This window comes from Micromonospora sp. WMMD730, from assembly GCF_049178955.1.
Taxonomy (GTDB): Bacteria; Actinomycetota; Actinomycetes; order Mycobacteriales; family Micromonosporaceae; genus Micromonospora; species Micromonospora wenchangensis.
Genome location: NZ_JBMHML010000002.1, coordinates 3,142,826 through 3,158,853, shown reverse-complemented (window position 1 = coordinate 3,158,853; position 16,028 = coordinate 3,142,826). Strand labels below are relative to the sequence as shown.

General features: G+C 72.5%; 17 protein-coding genes and 2 riboswitches. Of the genes, 7 read left to right on the top strand and 10 right to left on the bottom strand.

All coding sequences use genetic code 11. The annotated features are described in order from the left end of the window. Window positions 1-35 precede the first annotated feature (35 nt). From ACN265_RS13880 to ACN265_RS13870, 3 genes are all read left to right on the top strand, one after another. Entirely contained in the window at window positions 36-353 is a 318-nt protein-coding gene (locus tag ACN265_RS13880; RefSeq protein WP_204924619.1) for an ArsR/SmtB family transcription factor, read from the top strand. Further along, a complete protein-coding gene (locus ACN265_RS13875; protein ID WP_421407882.1) occupies window positions 353-1,048 on the top strand; it encodes a cation transporter in 696 nt (231 codons plus the stop codon). The genes ACN265_RS13880 and ACN265_RS13875 overlap by 1 nt, the downstream gene beginning before the upstream one ends. A gap of 172 nt (window positions 1,049-1,220) precedes the next feature. Beyond that, window positions 1,221-1,297: riboswitch (ZMP/ZTP riboswitch) on the top strand. A gap of 13 nt (window positions 1,298-1,310) precedes the next feature. Further along, entirely contained in the window at window positions 1,311-2,282 is a 972-nt protein-coding gene (locus ACN265_RS13870; RefSeq protein ID WP_421407880.1) for a bifunctional 5,10-methylenetetrahydrofolate dehydrogenase/5,10-methenyltetrahydrofolate cyclohydrolase, read from the top strand. Here the strand turns inward: ACN265_RS13870 and ACN265_RS13865 are convergent. Beyond that, window positions 2,205-2,984 (bottom strand): endonuclease/exonuclease/phosphatase family protein, encoded by a 780-nt coding sequence (locus ACN265_RS13865; protein ID WP_357927664.1) that lies wholly within the window; start codon window positions 2,982-2,984, stop codon window positions 2,205-2,207. The genes ACN265_RS13870 and ACN265_RS13865 overlap by 78 nt on opposite strands. Window positions 2,985-3,174: 190 nt before the next feature. On the opposite strand from ACN265_RS13865, the gene ACN265_RS13860 reads away from it, so the two are divergent. Then, window positions 3,175-3,933, top strand: coding sequence for a sulfite exporter TauE/SafE family protein (locus ACN265_RS13860; protein WP_421407878.1), 759 nt, complete (start codon window positions 3,175-3,177; stop codon window positions 3,931-3,933). Between the two features lie 53 nt (window positions 3,934-3,986). Here ACN265_RS13860 and ACN265_RS13855 read toward each other — a convergent pair whose 3' ends face one another. Then, on the bottom strand, window positions 3,987-4,601 hold the full coding sequence (locus ACN265_RS13855) for a malonic semialdehyde reductase (protein WP_357927667.1): 615 nt from the start codon (window positions 4,599-4,601) through the stop codon (window positions 3,987-3,989). A gap of 97 nt (window positions 4,602-4,698) precedes the next feature. On the opposite strand from ACN265_RS13855, the gene ACN265_RS13850 reads away from it, so the two are divergent. After that, window positions 4,699-5,046, top strand: a complete 348-nt coding sequence (locus tag ACN265_RS13850) for a winged helix-turn-helix transcriptional regulator (protein ID WP_204928318.1) — start codon at window positions 4,699-4,701, stop codon at window positions 5,044-5,046. A 3-nt stretch (window positions 5,047-5,049) separates the two neighbouring features. After that, the gene (locus tag ACN265_RS13845) at window positions 5,050-5,844 is read left to right on the top strand and encodes a GNAT family N-acetyltransferase (RefSeq protein WP_420115362.1); all 795 of its coding nucleotides are present in this window, start codon (window positions 5,050-5,052) and stop codon (window positions 5,842-5,844) included. On the opposite strand, the gene def is transcribed toward ACN265_RS13845, so the two are convergent. Genes def through ACN265_RS13830 form a run of 3 tightly spaced genes read right to left on the bottom strand, consistent with a single transcriptional unit; the run spans window position 5,824 to window position 8,351 of the window. Beyond that, the gene (gene def / locus ACN265_RS13840) at window positions 5,824-6,333 is read right to left on the bottom strand and encodes a peptide deformylase (RefSeq protein WP_421407876.1); all 510 of its coding nucleotides are present in this window, start codon (window positions 6,331-6,333) and stop codon (window positions 5,824-5,826) included. The two genes, ACN265_RS13845 and def, sit on opposite strands and share 21 nt — an antisense overlap. A 10-nt stretch (window positions 6,334-6,343) precedes the next feature. Continuing rightward, complete coding sequence (locus ACN265_RS13835; RefSeq protein WP_204928321.1) at window positions 6,344-7,129, bottom strand: TetR/AcrR family transcriptional regulator; 786 nt, start codon at window positions 7,127-7,129, stop codon at window positions 6,344-6,346. A gap of 28 nt (window positions 7,130-7,157) precedes the next feature. Then, window positions 7,158-8,351, bottom strand: a complete 1,194-nt coding sequence (locus tag ACN265_RS13830) for a chorismate-binding protein (protein WP_421407873.1) — start codon at window positions 8,349-8,351, stop codon at window positions 7,158-7,160. A gap of 123 nt (window positions 8,352-8,474) precedes the next feature. On the opposite strand from ACN265_RS13830, the gene ACN265_RS13825 reads away from it, so the two are divergent. After that, window positions 8,475-8,675, top strand: coding sequence for a DUF5999 family protein (locus ACN265_RS13825; RefSeq protein WP_421407871.1), 201 nt, complete (start codon window positions 8,475-8,477; stop codon window positions 8,673-8,675). A 120-nt stretch (window positions 8,676-8,795) separates the two neighbouring features. Here the strand turns inward: ACN265_RS13825 and gcvP are convergent, their stop codons facing one another. The 5 genes from gcvP to ACN265_RS13800 all read right to left on the bottom strand — a co-directional run bounded on the left by gcvP (window position 8,796) and on the right by ACN265_RS13800 (window position 15,862). Next, window positions 8,796-11,618, bottom strand: coding sequence for an aminomethyl-transferring glycine dehydrogenase (gene gcvP / locus ACN265_RS13820; protein ID WP_421407868.1), 2,823 nt, complete (start codon window positions 11,616-11,618; stop codon window positions 8,796-8,798). Between the two features lie 79 nt (window positions 11,619-11,697). Further along, window positions 11,698-11,795, bottom strand: a riboswitch (glycine riboswitch). A gap of 67 nt (window positions 11,796-11,862) precedes the next feature. After that, a complete protein-coding gene (locus tag ACN265_RS13815; protein WP_421407867.1) occupies window positions 11,863-12,735 on the bottom strand; it encodes an NAD-dependent protein deacetylase in 873 nt (290 codons plus the stop codon). 60 nt (window positions 12,736-12,795) lie between these two features. Further along, complete coding sequence (locus tag ACN265_RS13810; RefSeq protein WP_421407865.1) at window positions 12,796-13,431, bottom strand: hypothetical protein; 636 nt, start codon at window positions 13,429-13,431, stop codon at window positions 12,796-12,798. Then, window positions 13,428-14,657 carry a globin domain-containing protein gene (locus ACN265_RS13805; RefSeq protein ID WP_204928326.1) on the bottom strand — a complete coding sequence of 410 codons (1,230 nt, stop codon included), beginning with the start codon at window positions 14,655-14,657 and terminating at the stop codon, window positions 13,428-13,430. The genes ACN265_RS13810 and ACN265_RS13805 overlap by 4 nt, the downstream gene beginning before the upstream one ends. Before the next feature lie 2 nt (window positions 14,658-14,659). Continuing rightward, window positions 14,660-15,862 (bottom strand): nitric oxide synthase oxygenase, encoded by a 1,203-nt coding sequence (locus ACN265_RS13800; RefSeq protein ID WP_420115367.1) that lies wholly within the window; start codon window positions 15,860-15,862, stop codon window positions 14,660-14,662. Between the last annotated feature and the right edge of the window lie 166 nt (window positions 15,863-16,028).

Below are 16,028 nucleotides of genomic sequence, written 5' to 3'. Positions count from 1 at the left end.
GAATACAGCGACTGCTGTACTGTCGTGGTGTGGAGATGCTGACGCACGGTCAGGTCCTTGCCCGCTTCGGCCATGCCCTGTCCGACCCGGTGCGGGCCCGGCTGCTGCTCGCGTTGCGCGAGCGCCCCGGCTACCCGGCCGAGCTCGCCGATCTGCTCGGCACCAGCCGGCAGAACCTGTCCAACCACCTGGCCTGCCTACGCGGCTGCGGCTTGGTCGTCGCCGTCCCCGAGGGTCGACGGACCCGGTACGAACTGGCCGACGCCCGGCTCGCGCACGCCCTGGGTGACCTGCTCGGCCTGGTCCTCGCCGTCGACCCGGCCGCCTGCGCCGGCACCGACGGGTGCTGTTGATGACCGGGCCGCTGCCGCTGCTGAGCGCCGAGCCGAGCCCGACGCGGCGGGCGTCGCTGGTGCGCCGGGTCCGCCTGTTGGTGGCGGCCACCATCGCCTACAACGTGATCGAGGCGGCCGTCGCGCTCACCGCCGGCACCCTCGCCGACTCCACCGCGCTCGTCGGGTTCGGGTTGGACTCGGTCATCGAGGTGTCCTCGGCCGCCGCGGTGGCGTGGCAGTTCACCGCCGCTGACCACGAACGCCGCGAACGAACCGCGCTGCGGATCGTCGCCGGCTCATTCTTCGCCCTGGCCGCCTACGTGACCGTCGAGTCGGTGCGGGCTCTGGTCGGCGGCGACCGGGCCGAGCATTCCACCGTGGGACTGGTGCTCGCCGTGCTGTCGTTGCTGGTGATGCCGCTGCTGTCGGCGGTGCAGCGCCGCGCCGGGCGGGAGTTGGGGTCGGCGTCGGCGGTGGCCGACTCCAGGCAGACGCTGCTGTGCACCTATCTGTCCGCGGTCCTGCTGGTGGGTCTGGCGGTCAACTCGCTGTTCGGCTGGTGGTGGGCCGACCCCGCCGCTGCGCTGGTCATCGCCGCCGTCGCCGTCAGAGAAGGCCGCGACGCTTGGCGCGGGCACACCTGCTGCACCCCGGTCATATCCGACAGCGGCCCGACGTCCGACGGATGTTGCGCGCCCGGCAGCCCGCGGTGACGGCCGCGCCGGCCCGTCGGACCCGTGTGCTCGGGCGGTCGTCGACCCTCGGGTGGCACACGTAGCCGTTCCCGAGGCGGATCAGTTTGTCGGCGTCGGGTTTCGCCGGAACCTGGGAACGGCCCGTGTGGCGCGGGCGTACGGGGTGTGGGTGGGTGTGGGATGGTGTGGGTGGACGCGACTGGCGGCACGGGGATGGGTCAACCATCGGGGAGCTCGTCGCGGGGGTCGACCGCCTGGGCCCCCGTGGTCGAGGTGAGTCATGTCTGTTTCCTCTTCCCTCTCCCCCACGCCTGGTATGGCCCGGTTGTTGCCGGGTGGGCCGGTGGCGGAGCGGATTCTCGCCGAGGTTGCCGACGGGGTGGCGGCGTTGCGGGCGGCCGGGGTGGTGCCGGCGTTGGCGACGGTACTGGTGGGTGACGACGACGCCAGTGCCGGGTACATCCGGATAAAGCAGCGGCAGGCGGCGGAGTTGGGGTTCGCGTCGCCGCACGTGCGGTTGCCCGGGTCGGCGTCGCAGGCCGATCTGCACCGGGTGTTGCGGGATTTCAACGACGACGCCGGGGTGCACGCGGTGTTGGTGCAGCATCCGGTGCCGGGGCATCTGGATTACGACCGGGCGTTGGAGGTGTTGGATCCGGATTCGGACGTGGACGGGATGCATCCGGTGAACATGGGCCGGTTGGCGTTGGGGTTGCCGGGGCCGTTGCCGTGTACGCCGGCGGGGATCGAGGCGTTGTTGGCGTTCCACGGGGTGCCGGTGGCGGGGCGGGAGGTGGTGGTGTTGGGTCGTGGTGCGACGTTGGGGCGTCCGTTGGCGATGTTGTTGGCGCAGAAGCGGCCGACGGCGAACGCGGCGGTGACGGTGGTGCACACGGGGGTGGCGGACTGGCCGCGGTACACGCGGCGGGCGGAGATCCTGGTGGCGGCGGCGGGGGTGCCGGGGATCGTGCGGCCGGAGCATGTGCGTCCGGGTGCGGTGGTGGTGGGTGGTGGGGTGCGGTACGAGGGTCGTCGGTTGTTGCCGGATGTGGACGAGTCGTGTGCGCGGGTGGCGGGGGCGATCACGCCGCGGGTGGGTGGGGTGGGTCCGACGACGGTGGCGATGTTGTTCCGTAACGCGTTGCGGGCGGCGCAGCGGGCTGCGGGTCGGGGTTCAGCCGAGGTCGACGATGAGGGGGCGGTGGTCGGAGATGGTGGAGCGGGGGGTGGCGGTGGCGGTGACCGGGGGTAGTCGGTGCCGGTCGTGGGGGTCGGCGAGGATGTGGTCGAGTTGCACGCGGGGTGCGGTGGCGGGGTAGGTGGGGTGGCGGGCGAGGGGTTGCCAGCCGGTGAGGAGGCGGGCGGGGCCGGCGGGGATGTTGAGGTCGCCGAGGAGGATGCGGGGGGCGGGTAGGGCGCGTAGGGCGCGTACGACGTGGCGGAGTTGGTAGGCGTTCCAGCCGGGGACGAAGGACAGGTGGGTGGCGGCGGCGGTGAGGGGGCCGTGGGGGGTGTCGAGGACGGCGGCGAGGACGACGCGGGGTTCGTCGCGCAGGAGGATGAGGCCGCCGCCGGGGCCGGGGGCGTAGAGGGGTGAGCGGACGGGTGCGGGTTTGAGGCGGGTGACGTGCCAGCTGCGGACCCGGTGGCGGCTGATCAGGCCGATGCCGTAGCAGGGTTCGCCGTGGCCGTCGTCGTCGTGGCGTAGGGGGCGGAAGTGTTCGCCGGGGGTGCCGACGACGGCGGCGGCGAAGCGGTGTTCGGGGGCGTCGAGGGCGTGGGCGGCGATGGTGGTGAGGTCGTGGTGGCCGCTGCGGGACTGGTCGCGGTCGACTTCCTGCAGGGCGAGGATGTCGGCGTCGAGGGCGTGGACGGCGGCGGTGAGCCGGTCGGGGTCGACGAGTCCGTCGGTCAGGGAGCGGCCGTGGAGCAGGTTGAAGGTGGCCAGGCGCACGTGTGCACCCTACGTGGCGTGGGAGAGTTGCTGGATGATCAAGTTGCTGTGTTGTTCGGTGCTGGTGTTCGTGGCGGTGGGTGTGGTGGGGGTGTGGTTGCGGCGGCGGCGTGGGCGGTGAGGTGGGCCACTCGGGTGGGTGGGTGGCCGGGTGGGGTGGGGAGAATGGCCGGCCGTGGATCCTGTCTCGTTGACGACTCTGCTGACTGCGGCTGCCCTGGCGGGGTGGGTTGATGCGGTGGTGGGTGGGGGTGGGTTGTTGTTGTTGCCGGCGTTGTTGGTGGCGGCGCCGGGGGTGCCGGTGGCGACGGCGTTGGGGACGAACAAGTTGGCGGCGATCGCGGGTACGTCGACGGCGGCGGTGACGTTCGCGCGGCGTACGCGGGTGGACTGGGGGGTGGCGGGTCCGGCGGGGGTGTTGGCGGTGGGTTGTGCGGGGGTGGGGGCGGTGTTGGCGGGTTCGGTGCCGGCGGGGGCGTACCGGCCGGTGGTGTTGGTGGTGTTGGTGGTGGTGGCGTTGTTCGTGGTGTTGCGGCCGCGGTTGGGGACGGTGGCGGTGCCGGCGCGGCGGACGCGGTGGCGGGTGGTGGCTGCGGTGGTGGTGGCGGGGGTGGGTGTGGCCCTGTATGACGGGTTGATCGGGCCGGGTACGGGGACGTTTCTGGTGGTGGCGTTCACGGCGTTGGTGGGGGCGGATTTTCTGCACGGGTCGGCGATGGCGAAGGTGGTGAACGCGGGGACGAATCTGGGGGCGTTGGTGGTGTTCGCGGCGACCGGGCATGTGTGGTGGTGGTTGGGGTTGGCGATGGCGGTGTGCAACGTGGCGGGGGCGGCGGTGGGGGCGCGGATGGCGTTGCGTCGGGGTGCGGGGTTCGTGCGGGTGGTGTTGCTGGTGGTGGTGTTGGCGTTGGTGGCGAAGTTGGGGTACGACCAGTGGCTGGCCGGCTGAGCGCGTGGTGGCGCTCGGCCGGCCAGCCGGGGTCGGTGCGGGGTGTCGGTGGGTCAGGCGTGCCGGACGACGGTGTCGTAGTCGAGGCGGGGCAGCCGGGGGTGCCAGGCGTCGGGGCCGGGGTGGCCGATGTTGACCAGGAGCAGGGACTTCCAGGCGGTGTCGGTGAAGAATTCGTTGTCGACGCCGGTGGCGTCGAATCCGCCCATGGGTCCGGCGGCGAGGCCGGCGGCGCGGACGGCGAGCAGGAAGTAGCCGACCTGGAGGCCGGCGTTGAAGCGGGCCATGCCGTCGCGGGTGGCGGGGTCGGCGGCGAAGTGCTCGCGCATGCCGGGGCGGATGGGGAAGACGGTGTCGAGGTGCTCGTGGAAGTCGGTGTCGGCGGCGAGGACGGCGACGACGGGGGCGGTGGCGGTCTTGGCGCGGTTGCCTTCGGCGACGTGGGTGAGGAGGCGGTCGCGGCCGTCGCCGGGGCGGACGAACAGGACGCGCAGGGGTTGGACGTTCATGGCGGTGGGTGGGTACTTGACGAGGTCGAAGATGGCGCGGAGTTGTTCGTCGCTGACGGGGGTGTCGGTGAAGGTGTTGGCGGTGCGGGCTTCGGTGAACAGTTGGGCCTGGGCCTGCGGGTCGAGGGTGATGAGGTGGCCGGGCAGTACGTCGGTCATGGTGTCCTCCGGTCGGATCGACGATTGCTGCGACCACAGTAGCAGCTAGTTTTTTCGAAGTGGCTAGGGTGAGTTGCGGACCACGTATGCTGGGACGATGACGACGTGCTCCCCGACCGACGGCGGGCCCCGCGCCTGCCCCGGGGGGCTGTCCCGGGCGTTCGCGTTCCTCGGCAAGCGGTGGAACGGCATGATCCTCGGCACCCTCGCCCAGGGGCCGGCCGGCTTCGCCGAGCTGACGCGGGCGCTGCCCGGCATCAGCGAGTCGGTGCTGTCGGACCGGCTCGGTGAGCTGGCCCGGGTGGACCTGGTCAGCCGCACGGTGCGCGAGGGCCCCCCGCTGGGCGTCAGCTACCAGCTGACCGGGCGGGGCGCGGCCCTGCTGCCGGCGCTGGACGAGCTGGCCCGGTGGGCCGACGAGAACCTTCCCACGGGTCGTTGCTGACCGGTGCCGGTCCGCGCCGAACACGACCGTGCCGTGCTGGCCGCGCTGCTGCGCCGTGATCCGGTGCTGCACGCCTACCAGCTGGGTGACCTGGACGACTTCTTCTGGCCGTACACGTCGTGGTTCCGGCGCGGTGACCAGGTGGTGCTGCTCTACCACGGGGCGGCCGAGCCGGTGCTGCTGGCGTTCGCCGCGCAGCGCGACGGCGCGGCCATGGCGGCGCTGCTCGACGAGGTGGCCCCGGTGCTGCCGGCCCGCCTGTACGCGCACCTGTCCCCCGGCCTGGAGCGGGTCCTCGCGGGCCGGTACGTCCTCACCCCGGCCGGGGCGCACCTGCGGATGGCGTTGACCGACCCGGGGCGGCTCGCCGGCACCACCGCCGCGGGTGAGGTGCTCGACGCCGCGGACCTGCCGGCGTTGCGGGACCTGTACGCGGTGGCGTACCCGGGGAACTGGTTCGACGCGCGGATGCTCGACACCGGCCACTACGTGGGGATACGTCAGGGTGACGCCCTGCTGGCGGTGGCCGGGGTGCACGTGTGGTCGCCGACGTACCGGGTGGCGGCGGTGGGGAACGTGACCACCCGTCCGCAGGCGCGCAGGCGGGGTCTGGGCGCCGCGGTGGTGGCCGCGTTGTGTGCCCGGCTGGCCGGCAGCGTCGACCACGTGACGTTGAACGTGCACGCCGACAACACGGGCGCGGTGCGCCTCTACGAACGGTTGGGGTTCACCCGGGTCGCCGGGTTCGGTGAGTACACGTTGACCGTCGGGGCGGGGTCAGCCGCGTCGGCGGGGTGAGTCGAACCGGCCGGCGCGGATCTCCCGCAGGGCCTTGCGGCGGATGTCACCGCGCAGGGTGTCGACGTAGAGCCGGCCGGCGAGGTGATCGGTCTCGTGTTGCAGGGCGCGGGCGAGGAAGCCGCTGCCGGAGATGGTCAGCGGGTCACCGTGCCGGTCGACGCCGTGCACGGTGGCGTGCAGGGCACGGCGGGTCGGGAAGTACAGGCCGGGGATGGACAGGCAGCCCTCATCGTCGTCCTGGACGTCGTCGGACAGCTCGATGGTGGGGTTGATCAGGTGTCCCCGGTGGCCGTCGGCGTCGTAGACGAACACCTGGGCGTCGACGCCGATCTGGGGGGCGGCGACACCGGCCCGGCCGGGTTCACCGGTGAGGGTGTCCATCAGGTCGTCGACGAGCTGCTGCAGGGCGGCGTCGAAGCGGGTCACCGGGGTGCAGGCGGTGCGCAGGACGGGATCACCGATGATCCGGATCGGGCGTACGGTCATGTCGGGAAGGCTATCGGGGGGTCACCGGTGGCGGTGACCCGGCGCACCGGTCGGCGATCAGGGCGGCGATGCCGTCCAGGACGCGGGCCAGGCCGAACTCGAAGGCGCGGGTCGGGTCGGTGGCGGCCTGGTACTCCTGCCCGGCGGCGGCGCCGACCCGGGCGGCGGTGGGGAACCGCGCCGGGTCCATGACCTTCTCCAGGTAGGGGGCGTGGGCGTGCCACCACTGTTGATCGGTGAGGCCGGTGCGGCCGGTGGCCTGCGCGGCCTCCACCGCGCCGCGCACCGCGCCGTGGACGTAGGAGTCGACGAGGGTGACCACCGCGTCCATCTCCAGGTCGGTCAGGCCGGTGCCCTCGACGGCGCGTAGTTCGTAGTCGTAGCGGGCGGTGACCTGGGGGCCCAGCGGGGGGCGGGTGGTGGCGACCTGCAGCAGCCACGGGTGGCGCAGGTACAGCGCCCACTTGTCGCGGGCGATGCGGTCCAGGCGGCCGCGCCAGCCGCCGGGGACGTCGGTGGGGCGGGGGGTTTCGCCGTGCACGGTGTCGAGCATGACGTCGAGCAGTTCCCCCTTGCCGGGCACGTGCGTGTAGAGGGACATGGTGCCCACGCCGAGACGTTCGGCGACCCGGCGCATGGACAACGCGGCGAGACCCTCGGCGTCGGCGACGTCGATGGCGGCCCGGACGATCTGGTCGACGCCGAGGTCGCCGCTGCGGCTGACCCGTTCGCGGGTGCGCCACAGCAGGGCGAGGCTGCGGGCGGGGTCACCGGTGCCGCTGTACTCGACGTGCATGCCCGTCACCCTAACGGCCCGGGTGTGCTCAGCCGGCGGCGAGCAGGGCCCGTAGCGGGGCGGCCTTGGCGGCGGCCTCGGCGACCTCGGCGGCGGGGTCGCTGTCCCAGGTGATGCCGCCGCCGGCCCACAGGTGCAGCCGGTCGTGGTCGGCGGCGGCGGTGCGGATGGTCAGGCCCAGGTCGAGGTGGCCGGGGCCGATCCAGCCGAACGCGCCCATGCCGGCGCCCCGGCCGACGGGTTCCACGGCGGCGATCAGCGTCAGCGCGGCGTGTTTCGGCGCGCCGGTGACCGAGCCGCCGGGGCAGGTGGCGCGCAGCAGGTCGGTCAGGCCGGTTCCGTCGGCGAGGGCCGCCGACACGGTCGACTCGGCCTGCCACAGGTCACACCAGCGGCGGACGGTGAACAGGTCGTCGACGGTCACCGAGCCGGTGCGGGCGATCCGGGCGAGGTCGTTGCGTTCCAGGTCGACGATCATGATGTGTTCGGCGCGTTCCTTGGCGGAGGCGAGCAGGTCGCGGCGGCCGGCGGGGGTGGCGGGGCGGGTGCCCTTGATGGGGCGGGTGACGACCCGGCCGGCGTGCACGGCGACGAGGGTTTCCGGTGAGGCGCAGCCGATGCTCCAGCCGTCGCCGTGCAGGGTGCCGCCGTAGCGGGCGCCGGGCAGTCCGGCGAGGCGGGCCAGGGCGGGGCGGGGGTCACCGGTGTAGGTGGCGGCGGCGTGGCCGACCACGTTGACCTGGTAGACGTCGCCGCGGCCGATGGCGGCGCGGACGGCACGCACGGCGTCGGCGTGCCGGGTGCCGGTCCAGCTGTCCCGCCAGGGTCCGAGCCGTAGCCGCTCGGGCGCCGGTGCGGTGGGGGGCGGGCGGCGGGGGCCGTGGTCGTAGACGACGACGGCGACGTCGGGCAGGGCGGGCACGGGGCTCGCGGGGCCGGTGGGTGCGTCGGCCATCCGGGCGCCGGCGGCGGCGGAGACGAACAGGGCGGCGCCGCAGGGGCCGTCGGTGCGGTGGGTCGCCGGGCGGGTCAGGTCGTCGACGGGCAGGCCGTGGGCGGTGAGGAAAGCGGTGATCTGCGCGGCCGGGTCACCACCGTCGGTGATCCGCCATTCGTAGCGGTCCCGTTCGACGAGCACGCTGCGGCACGGTGCCGGCACTGCGGGTACGTCGACCGGGGCCGTTGGGAGCGTTTCCACGCCGGGTGGCTGATTCTTCCTCATCCGTTCAGCGGATTTCCGGGCAACATGGCGGAAGCCTGCTCGATCCGGTGCGCCGTCCCTTGGTACTGTGCGTCACTGGTCATGTGAACCATGACACAGTGCCCCCACAGTCCGGAGAACCCGATGTGCCAGCACCAGATCCCCTGTCCCTCCGCCGAAGCGACCGACCGGGACGCCGCCCGAGTCATCGCCTGCTTCCCTGAGCAGGGCTGGAGCCTGCTCTGCAACGGTGTCATCCTCTTCGAGGACACCGGTGAACTCCTCCCTGACGGCAGCACCATCGCCCCGCACCGCGGGCCGGCCCGGCACGCCCTCGTCGCCTGACCTGATCACGATGCGTCGGCGACGCCGACCCGTCGCACCAGGCTAGCCCCCACGCGGGGGGCCGCCCTCCCCCGGTCGCCGCACCGGGGCGGCACACGACCGCCGCCCCGGCACCGCGCCTCAGTCCTGGAACGCCTCCGGCGCGGGACACGAACACATCAGGTTCCGGTCGCCGTACGCGCCGTCGACACGCCGCACCGGCGGCCAGTACTTCCCCACCCGGTCCACCCCGGCCGGGTACGCGCCCACCGACCGCGGATACGGGTGCGGCCACTCGTCCCCGGACACCATCGCCGCGGTGTGCGGGGCGTTGCTCAGCGGATTGTCCCCCGCCGGCCACCCGCCCGAGGCCACCTCGTCGATCTCCGCCCGGATGGCGATCATCGCGGCGCAGAACCGGTCCAGCTCGGCCAGGTCCTCACTCTCGGTCGGCTCCACCATCAGCGTCCCCGCCACCGGGAACGACATCGTCGGCGCGTGGAACCCGTAGTCGATCAGCCGCTTCGCCACGTCGTCGACACTCACCCCGGTCGCCTTCGACAGCGGACGCAGATCCAGGATGCACTCGTGCGCCACCAGGCCCTTGTTGCCCGCGTACAGCACCGGGAAGTGGTCGCGCAGCCGCACCGCCACGTAGTTCGCGGCCAGCACCGCCACCCCCGTCGCCCGGGCCAGGCCCGCCGCGCCCATCATCCGCAGGTACGCCCACGGGATCGGCAGGATGCCCGCCGACCCGTACCGGGCCGCCGAGATCGCCGGCGCACCCTGCACCCGGGCACCCGACGGGTCACCCGGCAGGTACGCCGCCAGGTGCTCCCGCACCGCCACCGGACCCACCCCCGGCCCGCCCCCACCGTGCGGAATGCAGAACGTCTTGTGCAGGTTCAGGTGCGACACGTCCGCACCGAACCGGCCCGGCTTGGCGAACCCGACCAGCGCGTTGAGGTTCGCCCCGTCCACGTACACCTGGCCGCCGGCGTCGTGGACCTTCGCGCACAGCGACGCGATGCCCGTCTCGTACACCCCGTGCGTCGACGGGTACGTCACCATGATCGCCGCGAGGACGTCCCGATGCTTGTCGATCTTCGCGTCGAGGTCGACCAGGTCGACGTTGCCGTCGGCGTCACACCCGACCACCACCACCCGCATCCCGGCCATCACCGCCGACGCGGCGTTCGTGCCGTGCGCCGACGACGGGATCAGACACACGTCCCGGTGACCGTCACCCCGGTCCCGGTGGTACGCGCGGATCGCCAACAACCCGGCCAACTCCCCCTGCGACCCGGCGTTGGGCTGCACACTGACCGCGTCGTACCCGGTGACCTCCGCCAGCCACCCCTCCAACTGCCCGACCAGCTCCCGGTAACCGGCGGTCTGCTCGTCCGGGGCGAACGGGTGCAGGTGCGCGAACTCCGGCCACGTCACCGGCTCCATCTCGGTGGTCGCGTTCAGCTTCATCGTGCACGACCCCAACGGGATCATGCCCCGGTCCAGGGCGTAGTCGAAGTCCGCCAGCCGACGCAGGTACCGCAGCATCGCCGTCTCCGAATGGTGGCTGCGGAACACCGGATGGGTGAGGAAATCGGTGTCCCGCGCCAACCCGGCCGGCAACGCCTCCGCCACGTCACCGACGACCGGGTCCACCCCGAACGCCTCCCACACCACCGCCAGGTGCTCCCCGGTGGTCGTCTCGTCACACGACACCCCCACCCGGTCGGCGTCGACCAGCCGCAGGTTCACCCCCCGCTCCCGCGCCGCCGCCACCACCTGCCCCGCGCGACCCGGCACCACCGCCGTCACCGTGTCGAAGAACACCCCTTCGACGACCTCGACGCCACCGGCGCGCAGCCCCGCCGCCAACCGCAGCGCCATCGACCGGGTACGGTCGGCGATCCGCCGCAGCCCGTCCGGCCCGTGGTACACGGCGTACATGCCGGCCATCACCGCCAGCAGCACCTGCGCGGTGCAGATGTTGCTGGTCGCCTTCTCCCGCCGGATGTGCTGCTCCCGCGTCTGCAACGCCAACCGGTACGCCGGCTCACCGGCCGCGTCCCGGGACACCCCGACCAGCCGACCCGGCAGCATCCGCTCCAACCCGGCCCGCACCGCCAGGTAACCGGCGTGCGGCCCCCCGAAGCCCATCGGCACCCCGAACCGTTGCGTGGTGCCCGCCGCGATGTCCACCCCGATGCGCCCCGGCGCCCGCAGCAGCGTCAACGCCAACAGGTCCGCCGCCACCGTCACCAACGCGCCCACCGCATGCGCCGCCGCAACCAGCGGCGCATGGTCCCGCACCGCACCGGACGCCCCCGGATACTGCAGGTGCAGCCCGAAGAACTCCGCCGGCAACTCCTCGACGGCCAGGTCCACCACCCGCACCTCGATACCCAACGGCTCGGCCCGCCCACACAGCACCGCGACGGTCTGCGGCAACGCGTCCGCGTCGACCACGTACACGGCGCTGCGGCTCTTCGACGCCCGCCGCGCCAACGTCATCGCCTCCGCCGCCGCGGTCGCCTCGTCGAGCATCGACGCGTTCGCCGTCGCCAGGCCGGTCAGGTCCGTCACCATCGTCTGGAAGTTCAGCAGCGCCTCCAACCGGCCCTGACTGATCTCCGGCTGGTACGGCGTGTACGCCGTGTACCAGGCCGGGTTCTCCAGCACGTTGCGGCGGATCACCGCCGGGGTGTGGGTGCCGTGGTAGCCCAGACCGATCATCGACACCGCCACCGTGTTACGGGACGCCAACGCCCGCAGCTCGGCGATCGCCTCCCGCTCGGTGGCCGGCGCCGGCAGATCCAACGCCCCGTGCCAGCGGATCACCTCGGGAATCGCCGCGTCCATCAGCTCGTCGATCGACCCGTACCCGACGGCCTCCAACATGCGGCGCTCGTCGTCCGGACCCGGACCGATGTGCCGGTCGGCGAACTGCTCTACGGTCATGCGTGACGCTCCTGACTCAGGCGGCGAGGTCGACGGATCGGCCTCCCCCTGAGTCACGCCGCAGGGCGCTCCACAGTGCCTGCCCGTCGCGGTCCTTCTGCCTGAGAGGTTCCGGGGAGAATCTGCCCCTTCGGCGCCGCCCGGATACTGCTGGGCGATCTCTCCCGCGCGGGTGGTGTCGGCATGGTCAACGCTACCAGCGCCCCCGTTACCGGCGGATGTCGTACCCCCGCCCGCGCGGAGGTCAGCCGGCCGGCACCAGACCCGACCCGGGGGGCACGACCGCCGCCACCCGGTCGGCGAGCGCCGGCAGGAACCACCCCAGCGGGGCGTCCACCCGCAGAACCGCATACCCGTCACCGCGGGTGGGACCCTGGTTGGCGATCACCACCGGAATACCCGACTTCGCCGCCCGCAGCACGAACCGCCGCCCCGACAACACCGTCAACGACGACCCCAGCACCAGCACCGACCGCGCCGCGTCGACCATCGCGAAACACCGCGCCACCCGCGCCACGGGCACCGACTCCCCGAAGAACACCACGTCCGGTTTCAGCATCCCCGCGCCACAACAGCCGCAGTCGACCATCCGGAACCCGGCCACCCGGGCGTCATCGAGATCAACATCACCGTCGGGATTCACCACCGCCACCGTCGCGTCGAACCCCGGATTCGCCGCCACCAGCCGCCGGTGCAGCTCCGCCCGGGACGACCGGTCACCGCAGCGCAGGCACACCACCGTGTCCAGGCGGCCGTGCAACTCCACCACCTGCCCGCTGCCCGCCGCCGTGTGCAGACCGTCGACGTTCTGCGTGATCACCCCGTCGACCAGGCCGGCGGCCTGCAACCGGGCCACCGCCCGGTGCCCGTCGTTCGGCGTCGCCCCCACGATCGTGCGCCACCCCAGGTGGCTACGCGCCCAGTAGCGTCGCCGCGCCGCCGCATCCCCGACGAACGCCTGGTACGTCATCGGCGTGTGCCGGCGGGCCGCACCCGTCGGCCCCCGGTAGTCGGGGATACCCGACTCGGTGGACAGGCCCGCCCCACTCACCACCACGACCCCACCGGCCGCCACCAGGGCGGCCACCGCGTCGATCGTCTCCGTCACCCGTCCCATGCTGCCTCAGCGACCCCACCGGCGGCGACCCGCACAGGCGCGCGTGGTGGCCGGCGGGGGTCAGCCGCCCAGCACCGCCCGCAGCTGCGCGCTCGCCCCACCGGCCGCCGCCGCGTCCGCCCGCAGCTGCTCCGACTGCGCCGCAAGATACGACTGCCACCGGTTCAGCTGCTGCTGCGCCGCCGCGACCGCCGCCAACGCCGCCGCGTGCCGCTCCTCCAACGCCTGCAACTTCCCTGCCAACTCCGGCGACGGCACGGCAGCCGGCACAACCGCCGAACCCGCCTCACCGGCCCGCCGGTGCGCATCGGCGAGGATCTCCTCCGCCTGCCGCCGCGCATCGGCGATGATCTCCGCGCCCTCCGCGCTGGCCTCACCGATCGTCCGGTTCGCCTCGTCCTGCGCCCGCATCGCCAACTCGACGGTCATCGGATCCGGCCCCTGCGGCGCGGTGCTCGGCAACGTCCCGTGCCGCAGCATCTCCACCTGACTCAGCAGCCCCTGGTTCTCCCGCCGCTGCCGCTCCAACTCCGCCGTCAACAACCCGATCCGGTCGTCGGCCGCCCGCACCACCGCCGCGACCTCGTCGGCGGACAACCAGTGGCTGCCCCGGAACCGCCGCTCCTCCAACACCGACAACTGGCGGGCGATCTCACCCTGCTCGGCCAAAACCCGGTCGGAGTGGTCGACGCTCATCGGGCACCTGTCCCACTGAAGTCGCGCGGGCCCACGGCACCGGCCTCGGCGAGCGGCGGATAGAGAGAATGATCATAGCTCTCGGTCAGGATCTGCTCCGGCGCCACACCCGCACGCACCAGCATCGCCACCGTCTCCCGGGTCATCTCCGGACTCCCACACACCAGGATCTCCGTGTCCGCCCACGGCCCCAACCGCACCGCCGTGTCACCCGCCCGACCGATCGCCCCCTGCCAACCCCACCCCGTCTCCACCGTCGGCACATACCGCAACCAGCCCGTGCCCGTGTGCTGCCACCCCGCCGCCGGGGGCATCGCCGCCAACCGCGACAACGCCGCCTCGTCGTACAGGTCATCCGGGGTACGACCCCCCACCACCAGCGTCGTACGCCGCCCCGCGCCCTGCTGCACCGCCTCCACCACCGCCCGCAACGGCGCCAACCCCGTCCCACCGGCGATCAGCAACAACGGCAGGTGCGGCGACCGGTCGTACGACGACAACGCCGACCCCGTCGGATGCCCCAACAACAACCGCTCCCCCGCCCGCAACCGGCGCACCAGATACGTGGAGAACCGGCCCGCCGCCCGCACGTGGAACTCGATCGTCCCGTCCGCCCGCGGCGCGTTCGCCGGCGACAGGTACCGCCACGTCCGCAACTGCGGCACCTGCACCGGCAACGACTGCCCCGGCCGGTAGTTGCACAGATAGTTCGGACGCACCGTGAACACCATGATGTCGGCGCGGCGACGCTCCGCCGTCACCACCTCCGCCTCCCAGTGCGGCGGCGACGACCGCTCCGCCTCCGCCGCCCCGTCGAGCATCATCTTCGCCACCAGCTCGTACGCCGCCGCCCACTGCGCCCGCAACGCCGGCGTGAAGTACGGGCCGAGGAAACGCTCCAACGTGGCCAGCAACGCCTGACCCACCCAGATGTAGTGCCGCTCACCCAACACCACCGGGTTACCCCGCTGGTCGTGGCCGTGGAACCGCCGGTGATCCGCACCCAACCGCTGCGCGAACGCCGTCAACGCCTCCGGATCGTCCAAACTGGTGATGATGTGCCCCAACGCGGCCAGGAGCTTGTCCTCCTGGTACTGCATGTTCGTCGGGAACATCGACCGCGCCTCGGGCGACACCACGAACAACGTGGCATAGAAATACTTCGCCGCCTCCGGCCCGGCGGCGGAGAACTGGCTCCAACTCTGGCGCAACGCCGCGTTGTCCATCGTCAGTCCTCCTGCGCGCGAGCCACGTCGTGACGCTCACGCAACGTCATCGCCACCACACCATCCGGGTCGTAAACGCGGTCAGTCTGCCAGAGATTCGGATTCGGAACCCGGGTGTCGTAGTAACGGTGATGCACCGCATGCAACGCCGCCCACCCCACACTCCCGTTCAACCACGACCAGTCACCGTGCACCGGCCGACCCGCCCGCTCCTCCTGCGCACAGAACTTCATGAACAACTCCGACTCGGTGTGCGGATCGGACACCCGCACCCCCGCCACCCGGAACGAGTGCAGCACCGCCTGGTTCAACACCAACGCCGCATGCTCCCGCCACAGGGTGTCCTCCCGCGACGTGTCCAACCCCAACCCCGCCGCCACCACCGGCAACTGGTCGTACCGCTCCCGGTCGCCCATGTTCCGGGTCCCGATCTCGTCACCCAGGTAGTGACCGTTGAACGGCGCGCAACTGTAGTCGACCCCGCCGATACGCAGACGCATGTTACTGATCACCGGTAGCGCATGCCAACGCAGCATCAGATCCGCGAACCACTGATGATCCGGGTGGGTCAACGCCACCTCCCGCACCAACTCCCGCGGCACCTCCCACACCGACGGCGACTCCTGCGCCGTCTCGATCACCCACGGCAACAGATCGAACCGACCCGGCACCGGCGGCGGACGCCACCCCAACCGGCGGGCCGCCCGCACCATCGGAACCTGCGCCGGATCACCCAACACCCCACCATCGGCGCGCACATGACCGCAGTACCGCACCAACTGGTCGTTCCAGATCCGCGCCCGCGGACCCACCCCCGGCCGGTCCGGCGCGAACACCGTGATCACCGACTGGATCCGACCCCCGTTGTCCCCCGCCGCCAGATGCGCCGCCAACTCCTGCGCGATCCCCGCCGCCGTCGTCACGTGCCGACGGTCCCGCACCCGCAACCCCGCCCACCGCACCCGACCCACACACCGCGCCGACTGCCGCCACGCCACCTTCGCCCCGTACTCCAACTCCTCCCGGGTGTGCCGGTACGAGCCGGTCACCGCGACCTCCTCCCGCACCTCCGCCAGCCGCGCCGCCAACCCCGGCAACTCCCGCTCGGCGTGCAACGCCTCCAGGAACTCCGTCGCCTCGGCCAGCACGTCCCCGTCGGAGCCGACCGGCTCGGCAGGCGACGCGGCGGTGACCGGGCAACGCAACTCGGCGGCATGATCGGCGACAGCACCGCCGGCCCGCGCGGAACCCAGGCCGACATAGTGATCGATGTGCACTTCGGTTCGTTTCCCGTCCTCGGCGGGACCACGGATGCGACCCCCGCACCATGCTCCACGCATCAGCTCGACGCCACCACCAACCGTCACTCAC